Here is a 13855-nt window from a genome sequence, read left to right as displayed (position 1 = left end):
CCGCACCCCAATTTACAAAACATATTCAAAATATTTCTTAAAAGCCGAAAAATTGAAAAGTGGAGCCGTAAAGATATCTTCATGCCTTGGGGAAAAGAGTGGAGGAACAATGAAGATTTCTGCATAGCCCGCAAAACTGAAAAGGGAGGCCGTTAAGATTTCTTCAAGCGCCCAAAAAGAGGAAAGGGAGGCCGTGAAGATTTCTTCAAACGCCCAAAAAGAGAAAAAGGAAGCCGTGAAGATTTCTTCATGCCTCCACCAACCGAAAGGTGATGGTTTGAAGATTTAATGAAAGCCGGAAATCTGAAAAAGGAAGGCTTCATCATTTAATGAAGCTCCCGCCCAAGGAAAAGTAATGGTGTGGCATGCCGCCATTGCTTGTCCAACCAAAAAGTGGAGGCGTGGCATGCCGCCATTGCCTGTCCAACTGAAAAGTGAAAGCGTGGCACGCCGCCATGGTTCCGCCAAACGAAAAGAGGGCGCCTATCTGTCATGACAGAGAAAAAAGCCAAAACCCTTACATAAACAAATTATTTAATCCAACTACAACAACCGATTTCAAAAACATTTTAATAACATATTTGCCCAAATACAGCGCGGTTGTTTGTTAAGTAATTATTACTAATTTTGATGACTTCCACGGTAAAATCAACCAAAAACTGAGATTTTTAACCAATAAAAACTGACACCATGAAAGTATATACGACCAGTGAAATCCGGAACATTGCTTTGATTGGCAATGCCGGCAGTGGGAAAACCACCCTCGCGGAAGCCATGCTGCTTGAGGGTGGAGTAATTAACCGCCGAGGTGAGGTAAATGCCAAAAATACGGTATCCGACCATCACCCTATCGAGCAAGACTATGGCAACTCGGTTTTCTCAACCGTTCTTCATGCAGAAGTAAACAATAAAAAAGTCAATATTATCGACACCCCGGGGATGGACGATTTTCGCGGGGCCGTTATTTCATCCTTGCACGTGGTGGGCAGCGCCCTGCTGGTGATCAACACCCCCCACGGCATTGAGTCGGGCACCGAAGCTGTTGGCCGTTATGCCGCTGCCGCCCGCAAACCCTTGATCTTTGTTTTTAACCACCTCGACCACGAAAACGCCAACTACGAGCAAACCCTCGATCAGGCGAAAAACATCTACGGAAACAAAGTTACCCCGATACAATACCCGGTAAATGCAGGCCCTGGCTTCAACGCCATTATTGATGTGTTGAAGATGAAGCTTTACAAATACCCGGCAGATGGCGGCAAACCCGAAGTGCTCGAAATTCCCGCCGACGAAAAAGAACGTGCCGACGAGCTCCACAACGAGCTGGTGGAAATGGCCGCCGAAAACGACGAAAACCTGATGGAGCTGTATTTCGAGAAAGGCGAGCTTACCGAAGATGAAATGCGCCAGGGGATCAAACTGGGCATGATTGCCCGCAGCTTTTTCCCGGTATTCTGCACCGGCGCCAAACACAATATGGGCGTGGGGCGCTTGCTCGAATTTGTCACCAACATCACCCCATCGCCTGCCGAAGCAGTGGAAGTTCCCGAACTTAACGGCAAGCAGGTAAAAATGGACCCCGCGGCCCCTACTGCGCTATTCGTTTTCAAAACATCGATTGAGCAGCACGTGGGCGAAATCACCTACTTCAAAGTGATGAGCGGCACCGTAAAAGAAGGACAGGACCTGACCAACTCCAAGTCGGGCAACAAAGAACGCATCTCGCAGATTTTTGTGGCCGCCGGGAAAAACCGCGTCAAAGTGCCCGAAATGATTGCCGGCGACATAGGCGCCACCGTGAAACTGCGCGAAACAAAAGTGAACCATACGCTGAGCGAAAAAGAAGCAGCCTACACCTTCAAACCCATTGAGTTCCCGACCTCGCGGCACACCGTGGCCCTGAAAGCCGTGAACGAAGCCGACGATGAGAAAGTGGGCGAAATGTTCCAGAAACTGCACGACGAAGACCCAACCTATCGCGTGGAGTACTCCAAAGAACTGAAACAAATGCTCGTGCACTGCCAGGGCGAGTACCACCTGAACGCGCTGAACTGGTTCTACAAAAATATCTTCAAAATTGAAATCGAATTTAAAACGCCCAAAATCCCGTATCGCGAAACCATCACCAAGTCGGCTCAGGCAGATTACCGCCACAAGAAGCAATCGGGCGGCGCCGGCCAGTTTGGCGAGGTACACCTGATGATTGAACCCTACGTGGAAGGGGTTGACCCGAAAACATCGTTCAGCATTAACGGAAAGGACATGAAGCTGTCGGTCCGCGACACCCAGGAATATCCGTTGAGCTGGGGCGGCAAACTGATCTTCCACAACTGCATTGTCGGCGGATCGATCGACGGACGCTTCATGCCGGCTATCCTGAAAGGGATTATGGAAAAGATGGAAGAAGGCCCGTTAACCGGATCATATGCCCGCGACATCCGCGTGTATGTGTACGATGGCAAGATGCACCCGGTTGACTCCAACGAAATCTCCTTCAAACTGGCTGGCCGCAACGCATTCTCGAAAGCCTTCAAGGAAGCCGGACCAAAAATCCTGGAACCGATTTACGACCTGGAAGTGATGGTGCAAAGCGAACGCATGGGCGACGTCATGAGCGACCTGCAAGGACGCCGGGCGCTGATTATGGGTATGGGCAGCGAAAAAGGTTACGAAAAAATCAATGCCAAAGTGCCGCTAAAAGAAATGTACAAATACTCCACTTCACTGAGTTCCATCACACAGGGACGCGGACGCTTCAGCATCAAGTTTGACGGATACGAGAAAGTGCCTCAGGAAGTACAGGACGAACTGCTCGCCACCTACGCTGCTGAACAGGACGAAGAATAGACCAATTCTAATCCTTTATAATTTACTGATTAAACTAAATTGAAAAACCCCGGAGCTAGCCACTTCGGGGTTTTCTGTTTTTATTTCTCTCTAAAAAGATGTACAAAACCATGCGCATTGCGCTTTTTGTCATCGCGGCCACGTGCCTCCACCACATAATAATATACGCCGGGACTGGCCAGCCGTCCACCAATCTTTCCGTCCCAAACCGATTCGGCCACCGAAGCATCAAAGCTCTGGACATTATTATTTTCCCAGGCAAAGACTTCTTTCCCCCACCGGTTGAAGATTTTAATACTGATTTGCTTAAGCGACCGGTATTTCACCACGAACAGATCATTATCGCCGTCGCCGTTCGGGGTAAACACATTCGGCGCCTCAACAAACGAGGAATCGGCAACCAGATAATCGTCCAGATAAACGGTGTCGGTACACGCACCGAATTCCGAATTTTTCGTGGTCACCAGCTTCACCCCATAAGTGCCTGAATTCTGGTACACATACACCGGATTGGCATCAATGGCCCGGTCCATAATACTGTCGGATACCGAACCGGTTTGTTCCGCTTCGAGCTTCATTTCATCCAAATCGCGGAAAAAGAACCATTCATACTGATCGGCATTTTCGGAAGTACTGGTAAATGCAACTTGCAAGGGAGTTTCCCCACTCATGGGACTCGCCGTGAAAGAAGCCTTTGTAACGATCGACTGATAATTTAACGGAACCTGTACCTCGCAGCCCAGACGGTCATAAACCGTCAGCAAGTAGTCGGTGTTTCGTGGTGGCGGGTTGAAAATCTGCGGACTCAGCACGGTTGCCACCTGGTCGCCGCCTACTGTCCACCGAACCTTCACATCTTTAAAAATTTCTTTGGGTGAACCAGTGCCCAAGTCATAATACACCAGGCTCACACCTTCAAAGACCGCCTGCACCTGGAAATAATCGCAGGTAGTTTCGCTGATTTCTGCCGTAGCAGTGTACCAATTATTGAACACCCAGGCCGTGTAGGTTTCTGTAATTCCGCCCGAAGTAACATTTACACGATAGCCACCGTCCGGCAAAATGGTAAGGGTTGAAGAAGTCGCTCCGGAATTGTCCGAAACATACGCATCAAACGTTCCGCTAGCCGGGTTGTATTTGAACCAGTCAAAGGTAGCACCTCCTCCGCCCGAAAACGCAGCGGTGAGCGAAGCCGGATTTTCACCCGGGGATGAACAAAAGAAATACATTTGATCTTGCGGCCCGCTACTATATTCCGTTGGCAACACGGCATCGGCATTGGCCGTAAGTTGTGCCTGTGTTTTTCCGTTCAACAACAGCGCAAAACACAGTAAAATAACAAGCCTGATCGGATGTAAATTCATTTTATGACGTATCAAATTGATTTAATTACAATATTAACGCATAAAATTGATTTATCTTTTGCAGTGATTTGATTTTTTGTGAGATCCGGAAATCCCAGGCCCGGAGGTTTCAGCCGATTAAGCGCCCGGCTGAAAGATTGTTGAAAACTATAAGCACACCGAACCTTGATTCTGAAAAATAGGTTATAATTTTGAAAATTAATTTGAAAATTGCGCCACATCCCGGAACACCGGAAAAGATACCGGAAACTGCCCCCGGCAACGTCAGGATATCTGCCATAACCCGTGATTTTGAGAAATTTTTAGCATGAACTATTTAGACGGATTAAACGAAGCCCAACGCAACGCAGTTGTAAATATTGACGGCCCCTCGCTGGTAATCGCGGGTGCAGGCTCGGGAAAAACCCGGGTACTGACTTTCCGGATTGCCCACTTGTTGCAGAAAGGCGCCAAACCGGGAAGCATCCTGGCCCTGACCTTCACCAACAAAGCGGCGAAAGAAATGAAAGAACGTATTTCTGCCATCGTGGGTCACAATACTGCCAAATACCTGTGGATGGGAACCTTTCACTCCATCTTCGCCCGTATCCTGCGAACGGAATCCGAAGTCATCGGCTTCCCTTCGAACTTCACCATTTACGACTCGGCCGATTCGAAAAGCCTGATCCGTACCATCATCAAGGACATGCAGTTGGACGAAAAAACCTACAAGCCCAATGTCGTGGCCAGCCGTATTTCGGCAGCAAAAAACAGCCTGATCACCCCGCCCGCTTATCAGAAAAACGGGCAAATCATGGAATACGACATGAGCATCCGTATGCCCCGCATCTCCGAAATTTACAAGGAATACGACCGCCGCTGCTTTTTGGCCGGGGCCATGGATTTTGACGACCTGCTACTGAAGACCAACATCCTGTTCCGCGACCACAAAGAGGTACTGGAAAAATACCAAAAACGTTTCGATTACTTATTGGTTGACGAGTACCAGGATACCAACTTCGCCCAGTACCTGATTGTGAAAAACCTGGCCGCCCTGCACCATAACCTGTGCGTGGTGGGCGACGATGCGCAAAGTATCTATTCCTTCCGCGGGGCACGGATCGAAAATATCCTGAATTTTCAAAAGGACTATCCCAAACACCATATTTTCAAGCTGGAACAGAACTACCGCTCTACCCAAAATATTGTTAACGCGGCCAACAGCATCATTGCCAAAAACAAACGGCAAATCCCGAAGAATGTGTTCTCCGAAAAAAGCCACGGAAACCGCATCAAGGTTTTTTCGGCGCTCACCGATAACGAAGAAGGCTACCTGGTGGCCAACGAAATCAGCGAAACGCGCATGCGCCAGCATTATCACTATCAGGACTATGCCATTCTGTACCGCACCAATGCCCAGTCGCGTATTTTTGAAGAGGCCCTGCGCAAACGCAACATTCCTTACAAAATCTACGGTGGACTTTCATTTTACCAACGCAAAGAGATCAAAGATCTGCTGTCCTATTTCCGGTTGGTGATCAACCCAAAGGACAACGAAGCGCTGAAACGCATCATCAATTACCCGGCCCGCGGAATTGGCGACACCACCCTGGGCAAACTCGAACAGGCTGCCCTTGCCGCAGGAACAAGTATTTTTGAGGTTGTACAACGCAGCCAACGCGAAAACCCGGCCGGGCTAAACAAAGGAACACTAAGCAAACTGATGGACTTTGCAGGTATCATCAGTCAATTTGCTGAAATGGCCGCTACTGCCGACGCCTACGACCTGGCCGGTTCCGTTGCCACTCAAACCGGCATCATGAAAGACCTGTACCGCGACCAAACCCCGGAAGGCCGCAACCGTTTTGACAATATTCAGGAATTGTTGAACGGTATTCAGGAATTCACTATCAATGCTCGCGAAGAAGGCTTGCCAAACAGCCTTGCCAACTACATGGAAGACGTGGCTTTGCTAACCGATCAGGACAACGACAAAGATGAGGATCGGGATAAGGTGACACTCATGACCGTGCATTCATCCAAAGGACTGGAATTCAAAAATGTATTCGTGGTAGGACTGGAGGAAAACCTGTTCCCCTCGGCGCCGATGGGAGCTAACCCCAGCATTGAATCGTTTGAGGAAGAACGCCGCCTGTTTTATGTTGCCCTGACACGGGCCGAAGAAAACGCCTACCTCAGCTACGCCAAACAGCGCTACCGCTGGGGCAAGCTCGACTTTTGCAACCCCAGCCGCTTTATTACGGAAATTGACGGACAATACCTCGACATCCCCGATGAAGACGACTTCAACTTCGACAACGAACCTCAAGCGGCCCGGGTTACTGCCAATTTCTCGAAACCGGTATTGCCGGGAAAACGCCCGGTGGTGGAAAACACACAGGCCATCAGTCAGAAACTGGTCAAGCTGCGCGAAGCCAAAAAGCAAAGCCAGACCATCGATGGCGACGACCCGCGCGACATCCAAAGCGGAATGATGGTAGAACACCAGCGTTTTGGCACGGGAAAAGTACTTCAGGTGGAGGGCGCCTTTCCGAACCTGAAAGCCACTGTTTTCTTCCAGAATGCCGGACAAAAACAATTATTGCTGAAATTTGCCAAACTCCGCATCATGCGATGACATCGGGAAAAGCCCTGAAACCCTTGCAAACGACAGGATACAAGATTTTTGGCAAAAAGATTTGACAGCTGAATATTTTAAGTTAGTTTTGCAGCAGAGAATCGCCTTCACTGCTGATTATCAACTTTATTACCGGATTAGCTCAACCTGAAGCACAATTCAAAAAGTTATTTTATACATTTTAGATGGATTACAATTCAAATCGGAAGAAAATGCCCCTGCCCGAGTATGGCAGAAATCTTCAAAATATGGTTGAACATATTATGACCATTGAGGATCGGGACGAAAGAAACCGCGGGGCAAGGACCATTATCGATATCATGGGGAACATGTATCCTTACCTAAGGGACATCAACGACTTTAAACACAAATTATGGGACCATCTGGCCATCATGTCCGATTTTCAGCTCGACATTGACTATCCCTATGATCCGCCCAAACGCGAAACATTTAACGAACCTCCGAAAAGAGTTCCTTACGAGACCGGTAGAATCAAATTACGGCACTACGGAAAGATCCTGGAATTGTTGGTAGACAAAGCAGCCAAATACGAAACCGGCGAGGAAAAAGAATTGCTGATCAAGCTGTTGGCAAACCACATGAAGAAAAGCTACCTGGTATGGAACAAGGACACCGTGGACGACGAGAAAATCTACGCCGATCTGGAAGTCCTTTCTCATGGCCGCATCCAACGCTCCGACCTGGGATTGACGGAAACCAAGGATATTCTGTTCCGCAACCGTAAAAAAACAATCGTAGCGACCCGTAACCAGAAAAAACACCGCAAACACGACTAAAAACGTTCTTCCGAGATGGCAACATTTCAAATTGAAGGGGGCAGAAAGTTAAATGGAACGCTTGAACCCCAAGGCGCCAAAAACGAAGCCCTGCAGGTGATTTGTGCCAGCCTGCTCACCAGCGAAAAAGTTACAATCTCCAATATCCCGGAAATCAGGGATGTCTTAAAATTAATAGAGGTCCTGTCTGGCCTGGGTGTAAAAACCGAGCGTCTTTCCAAAGGTGAGTATACTTTTCTGGCCGACGAGCTCAACTTGGACTATCTGCAAACTGAACAATTTGCCCGCCAGGCAATTAGCCTGCGCGGCTCTATCATGATCGTTGGCCCGCTGCTGGCCCGTTTTGGCAAGGCCTGCATCCCACAGCCCGGTGGCGACAAAATCGGGCGCCGCCGCCTCGACACCCACTTTGTGGGCCTTCAGAACCTGGGCGCATCATTCACTTACGATGCCGAAAAGCATTTTTTCAACGTAACCGCAAACAGGCTCACCGGCAATTACATGTTACTGGATGAAGCTTCGGTAACCGGAACGGCAAATATTTTGATGGCTGCAGTGCTGGCCAAAGGACGCACAACCATTTACAATGCGGCCTGCGAACCCTATCTGCAACAGCTTTCGAGAATGCTTGTGATGATGGGCGCCAACATATCCGGCATTGGCTCCAACCTGTTATACATTGACGGGGTAGAGCAGCTGCGAGGCTGCAATCACCGCATCCTGCCCGATATGATCGAAGTAGGCAGTTTCATCGGATTGGCCGCTATGACCGGCTCCGAAATCACCATTCCCAACGCCGGTATCGACCACTTGGGCATCATTCCTGCATCCTTCAAACGATTAGGGATAAAACTTGAACTTCAGGGCGATGATATTTTCATCCCGGCACAGGATGAGTACGAAATAGAAACCTTCATCGACGGCTCCATCATGACCATCGCCGATGCTCCTTGGCCAGGCCTCACCCCCGACTTACTCAGCATCTTCCTGGTGGTGGCCACCCAAGCCAAAGGCAGTGTGCTCATCCATCAGAAAATGTTTGAAAGCCGGCTGTTTTTTGTCGATAAACTGATTGACATGGGTGCGCAAATCATCCTTTGCGACCCACACAGGGCAACGGTCATCGGGCTAAACAAAAAATTCCAGCTTCGCGGCACCACCATGTCGTCGCCCGACATTCGGGCAGGGGTGGCTTTGCTGATCGCAGCGCTCTCGGCACAAGGGAAAAGCAAAATTTTCAACATCGAACAAATTGACCGTGGCTACGAGAAAATCGATGAACGCCTCAACCAAGTCGGTGCTGCCATTACCCGCATCGACTAACAAATCAGAATGTTAATAATTCTAAAAGACAGACTAAACCCGATGGGGTTGCCCGCATTTTTTACTATTATTGCCACACAAATAGTTAAATAGTTGAATATGAAAAAACGAATGATAACCATCGTGGTGGCTGTTCTGGGGATTTTCATCCAAAGCCAAGCCGGCAACGATGTAAAAATTGGACTGAATGTTGGCGACAAAGCACCTGAGATTGCAGAACAATCCATCAAGGGAAGCGAAATAAAACTCTCCTCACTACACGGGAAAGTGGTACTGATCGACTTCTGGGCGTCATGGTGCGGCCCTTGCCGGCGCGAAAATCCAGCCGTTGTGGCCGCTTATGAAAAATTCAAAAATAAAAAATTTAAAAACGGAGATGGCTTCACCATTTACAGCATTTCGCTCGATAAAACAAAACCGGCCTGGGAGAAAGCCATCGAAGATGACAAATTGATGTGGGAATACCATGTGAGCGATCTGAAAGGTTGGTACTCCAAATACGCCGCTGTGTATGGAGTCCGGAGCATCCCGTCCAACTTTTTAATTGACGGAAATGGCATTATCGTTGCCAAAAACCTGCGTGGCCCCAACCTGGAACATGCGCTGGAACAATTATTAAAATAACATTACAACAACCGATAAATCAAGGGCAGTACACGGGTGCTGCCTTTCTTTTTTATACTTTTGGCAGCCCAGCCAGAAAATAAGTGTCAAATTGTCCCTTATTTTTCGATGGCAGCATTTTTGTAAACTGTCAATCCGACAAAGTAAAATTTTAAAAAATGGCAGAAGAAAAATTGATCAACGAGCAAGAACAAGGTGCTGAAGAACTGAACGAAACCACTCAGCCGGCGACTGAAACAACTGCTGAAACAGAACCGGAACACAAAAATGAAAAGAAAAGCAAAAAAGATAAAACCCACGAACAGTTGGAAAAATTGCAAAACGAACTGGCAGAAATCAAGGACAGGCACATCCGTTTACAAGCCGAATTTGACAATTTCCGCAAGCGGACGTTGAAAGAAAAGATGGAGCTGATGAAATCGGGTGGAGAAACGGTTCTGACGGGTATTCTGCCTGTGATTGACGACTTTGAACGGGCGCTCACCGCTTTTGGCGAAGCAGAAGACGAAAACCCGCTAAAACAAGGTGTTACCCTGATATACAACAAATTTCAGGACTTCCTGAAGCAGAACGGCGTCAAAGCAATTGAAGCGAAAGAACAGGATTTTGATACAGACCTGCACGAGGCCATCACCAAAATACCCGCTCCGACAGAAGAGCTAAAAGGCAAGGTAGTCGATGTCGTTCAGAAAGGATACCTGCTTAATGAAAAGGTTATTCGTTTTGCCAAAGTAGTAATTGGCGAATAACCTAAAAACCCTGAGAAGCATGACAAAGAGAGATTTTTACGAGATTCTGGGCGTTAGCAAAGATGCTTCGGCTGAAGAAATCAAGAAAGCTTACCGAAAGAAAGCCATCCAGTATCACCCCGACAAAAACCCGGGCAATAAGGAGGCTGAAGAAAAATTCAAGGAAGCTGCTGAGGCCTACGAAGTACTAAGCAACCCGCAAAAAAAACAGCGCTACGACCAGTTTGGACACGCTGGGATGGGCGGGGCTGGCGGCGGCTTTAGCCAGCACGACATGTCGATGGACGACATCTTCTCCATGTTTGGGGATATTTTTGGAGGCGGATTTGGAGGCGGCTTTAGCGGTTTTGGAGGTTTTGGCAGCTCACGCAGTCAAGGACGCCGCGTACACCGAGGCTCCGACTTACGCATAAAAGTGACCCTCACCCTGAATGAAATTGCCAATGGCGTTGAGAAGAAACTGAAAGTAAAGAAATATGTTGCCTGTACCCATTGCCAGGGAACAGGCGCCCAGAACGGTTCGGACTACGAGACTTGCTCTACTTGCCGTGGCAGCGGACATGTTACCCGCATTACAAACACTCTGCTGGGGCAGATGCAGCAAACAACTGTTTGTCCAACCTGTAACGGCGAAGGCCAGACAATCCGGAACAAGTGTACGCATTGTCAGGGCGAAGGGGTTGTTCGCGAAGAAGAAGTAATCTCAGTACGTATTCCGGCGGGCGTGGGCGAAGGAATGCAACTGAACGTTTCGGGCAAAGGTAATACCGGTCGCCGCGGTGGTGTCAACGGCGATTTGCTGGTCGTTATTCAGGAAGAATCTCACCCCGACCTGATCCGCGATGGAAACAACCTTATCTACAACCTGTTTCTCAGTATGCCCGATTTCATTTTGGGAACCACAGCCGAAATCCCAACAGTGGAAGGCAAGGTAAAGGTGAAAATTGAAGCAGGTACCCAACCTGAAAAAATCCTCCGTCTGCGTGGCAAAGGGCTACCCGATGTTAATGGATATGGGAAAGGGGATTTACTCGTTCGCATTCATGCCTGGGCACCCAGAAAAATTTCTCCGGAAGAACGTAAAATGCTTGAAAAACTGCAACAATCGCCCAACTTCCAGAATACACCCGGAGCCGGGGATAAAAATTTCTTCGAGAAGATGCGTGATATGTTTGAATAAAAGATACGCCTGTGATAACAACTGGAAGGCTTCCGTTGCGGGAAGCCTTTTTTGTTGAAATTTGGACAGCAAATTCGGTTGGCAGAAAACGAAACACATCCTAAAACCTGTAAAGCACATTTACTCCATCCGCACAATCCGGGGATGAAAAACACCAAGTATCTCCACCAGATCTTTCTGGTATTTCATCACTTCGCGGATGTCTTTGTAGGCGAAAGGCGATTCGTCGATTCCGCCGCCGATCAGTTCCACGCCCTGTTCCACTAAGTATTTCCGAAGTTGCTCATCCTGAAAAGTCCGTTTGGCCTGCCGTCGCGAAGTCAACCGGCCAGCACCGTGCGCGGCAGACTGTAGCGAGGCCTCGTTCCCCTTTCCCCCAACGATATAGGCAGGCGAAGCCATCGTGCCGGGGATGATGCCCACATCGCTAATCCGGGTGGGTGTGGCCCCTTTACGGTGGATGATCAACTCTTCTCCGGTGGGTAATTTTTCTCTCCAGGCAAAATTATGATGGTTCTCAATGATGGTAACCGGTTTTACGCCCAAAGCTTTTGCCAACCGCTGATGGATGATCCGGTGGTTGGTGTGCGAATAATCGCCAGCCAACTGCATAGCTGCCCAATATTCCTGCCCTTCTTCCGAATCCAGGTCGAGCCAGGCCAAACGCGATGCTTCACCTTCCAACTCCAGCTTTTGCTTTGCCACATTTGTGTAGTGTTTGCACACTTCCGAACCAAAATTGCGCGAACCGCTGTGGCTCAACACGGCCAGATATTTTCCGGGCTGAAGGTTCACCAACGGTGAAAAATGACTGATTTCCACCACGCCAATATCCACAAAATGATTTCCGTGCCCCGAGGTACCCAGCTGAGCCGCAAACCGGGGCTGCAAGGTTCTCAGGAATTTTATTTCGCTGAACTCAGGTCGGTCAACGATGGCATACTGCTCCAAGTCATTAAATTCGGCCTGGCCAAACCGGGTTTCATTCAGCAACATATTTTTCAGGTGGCCGCTCTCTTTCCGGATCAAATCCGGGTTGAGCGGATAAACCGACAAACACATGCGACAACCGATGTCCATCCCCACCCCATAGGGAATGACCGCATTGTAGGCGGCCAACACGCCGCCGATGGGCAGTCCGTAGCCCAAATGCGCATCGGGCATCAAGGCGCCTTTCACAGCTACCGGCAGTTTCATGGCCGTTTCCATCTGGCGGATGGCTTCGGGATCAATGTTCTCCCCGCCAAAAACAGTGAACTCCAAGGCCGCGGTGTTCAAGCGAACTTTGGTCTTCTTCGGCAGTTCAGGTTTTTGTGTCATCTGCCAGGCCAACTCTCCAAAAACCGGATCTTTCAGATAGTTCTCCGGATGCAGGAAAACTTTCTCCACCAAATCCAGCACCTCTTCCTTGTCGGTACGCCGAAAATGGTTGTGGGCCAACTTCAAGACCAGAGAAAGCAATTTATCATCTGCAAATCCCAGCCGTTTTAATTCCTTTGCGCGTAACTTCAATCTCTTCATAACCATTACTTCTACACCAACCAAAAGTACTGTTTTAAACGATGTGCCCCCGATTATGGTTGTATTTCGAAGAAGCGAAAACCAGCTTTGAATTGCGTTAACTTCAAGATTCCTGTTTCGTAAAAGGTTCAAAAACAAAGTTATTTGTGGGAAAACAGTTTGTCATAGGCGACATTCACGGCGCTTGCAGGGCCTTGCAGGAATGCCTGCAAAAATCGGGCTTTTCGCGCGGAGACGATCAGCTGATTTGCCTGGGCGATGTGTGCGATGGGTGGCCCGAGGTAAAAGAAAGCATCGACAAGCTGATGAGCATCAAAAACCTGGTGTATATCCTGGGCAACCACGACCAGTGGGCGCTGAACTGGATGGAAAAAGGTCTGGCCCCCTCTGTATGGCTGGTGCAAGGAGGCGCGGCAACCGTCAAAAGCTATGCTGCAGGTATCCCTGAGCAGCACCTCTATTTCCTGAAAAAGGCCCTGCCCTGGTTCGAATCCGAAAACCTACTGTTTGTACACGGCGGCTTCGACCCGAATTTACCGGTCAGCCGGCAAGCACTGCACGACCTGATCTGGGATCGCACATTAGTAGCCAATGCCTGGGACAACCGCGCCATCGGCCAAAAACTTACCTGCTACCAACGCGTTTTTGTAGGCCATACCCCCACGCAAACATTTGGCACCACAGAGCCCATTCAGCTAAACGACATCTGGATGCTCGACACCGGGGCTGGCTGGACTGGCGGCTATCTGACGATCATGGACACTCACACAGGCGAATATTGGCAAAGCAGCCGGGTAGATTTGTTATATCCGGGAATCCAAGGAAGGTGAAGA

Annotated in this window: 11 protein-coding genes; 8 read left to right on the top strand and 3 right to left on the bottom strand. The window is 48.9% G+C overall.

Going from position 1 to position 13855, the window contains the following annotated elements; genetic code table 11:
* The first annotated feature begins 690 nt into the window (after positions 1 to 690).
* Positions 691 to 2847: an elongation factor G gene (locus N2K84_RS16340; RefSeq protein WP_282592903.1), complete on the top strand. Its 2157-nt coding sequence runs from the start codon at positions 691 to 693 to the stop codon at positions 2845 to 2847.
* 80 nt (positions 2848 to 2927) lie between these two features.
* Here N2K84_RS16340 and N2K84_RS16335 read toward each other — a convergent pair whose 3' ends face one another.
* Both N2K84_RS16335 and N2K84_RS16330 read right to left on the bottom strand, forming a co-directional pair.
* A complete protein-coding gene (locus N2K84_RS16335; RefSeq protein ID WP_282592902.1) occupies positions 2928 to 4211 on the bottom strand; it encodes a T9SS type B sorting domain-containing protein in 1284 nt (427 codons plus the stop codon).
* 109 nt (positions 4212 to 4320) lie between these two features.
* Positions 4321 to 4491: a hypothetical protein gene (locus N2K84_RS16330; protein ID WP_282592901.1), complete on the bottom strand. Its 171-nt coding sequence runs from the start codon at positions 4489 to 4491 to the stop codon at positions 4321 to 4323.
* Positions 4492 to 4518: 27 nt separating this feature from the next.
* On the opposite strand from N2K84_RS16330, the gene N2K84_RS16325 reads away from it, so the two are divergent.
* The 6 genes from N2K84_RS16325 to dnaJ all read left to right on the top strand — a co-directional run bounded on the left by N2K84_RS16325 (position 4519) and on the right by dnaJ (position 11501).
* Entirely contained in the window at positions 4519 to 6828 is a 2310-nt protein-coding gene (locus N2K84_RS16325) for an ATP-dependent helicase (RefSeq protein ID WP_282592900.1), read from the top strand.
* 185 nt (positions 6829 to 7013) lie between these two features.
* On the top strand, positions 7014 to 7625 hold the full coding sequence (locus N2K84_RS16320; RefSeq protein WP_282592899.1) for a DUF4290 domain-containing protein: 612 nt from the start codon (positions 7014 to 7016) through the stop codon (positions 7623 to 7625).
* Positions 7626 to 7640: 15 nt separating this feature from the next.
* Positions 7641 to 8948: a UDP-N-acetylglucosamine 1-carboxyvinyltransferase gene (gene murA / locus N2K84_RS16315; RefSeq protein ID WP_282592898.1), complete on the top strand. Its 1308-nt coding sequence runs from the start codon at positions 7641 to 7643 to the stop codon at positions 8946 to 8948.
* 99 nt (positions 8949 to 9047) lie between these two features.
* Complete coding sequence (locus tag N2K84_RS16310) at positions 9048 to 9572, top strand: TlpA family protein disulfide reductase (RefSeq protein WP_282592897.1); 525 nt, start codon at positions 9048 to 9050, stop codon at positions 9570 to 9572.
* Between the two features lie 158 nt (positions 9573 to 9730).
* Entirely contained in the window at positions 9731 to 10321 is a 591-nt protein-coding gene (locus tag N2K84_RS16305) for a nucleotide exchange factor GrpE (RefSeq protein ID WP_282592896.1), read from the top strand.
* A gap of 19 nt (positions 10322 to 10340) precedes the next feature.
* A complete protein-coding gene (gene dnaJ / locus N2K84_RS16300; RefSeq protein WP_282592895.1) occupies positions 10341 to 11501 on the top strand; it encodes a molecular chaperone DnaJ in 1161 nt (386 codons plus the stop codon).
* Positions 11502 to 11621: 120 nt separating this feature from the next.
* On the opposite strand, the gene N2K84_RS16295 is transcribed toward dnaJ, so the two are convergent.
* Positions 11622 to 13022, bottom strand: a complete 1401-nt coding sequence (locus N2K84_RS16295) for an RtcB family protein (protein WP_282592894.1) — start codon at positions 13020 to 13022, stop codon at positions 11622 to 11624.
* Positions 13023 to 13168: 146 nt separating this feature from the next.
* On the opposite strand from N2K84_RS16295, the gene N2K84_RS16290 reads away from it, so the two are divergent.
* Positions 13169 to 13852, top strand: coding sequence for a metallophosphoesterase (locus tag N2K84_RS16290; RefSeq protein ID WP_282592893.1), 684 nt, complete (start codon positions 13169 to 13171; stop codon positions 13850 to 13852).
* Positions 13853 to 13855: the final 3 nt, after the last annotated feature.

This window comes from Gaoshiqia sediminis (assembly GCF_025907915.1).
Classification (GTDB): Bacteria; Bacteroidota; Bacteroidia; order Bacteroidales; family Prolixibacteraceae; genus Gaoshiqia; species Gaoshiqia sediminis.
This window is presented reverse-complemented; position numbering and strand designations above follow the sequence as displayed.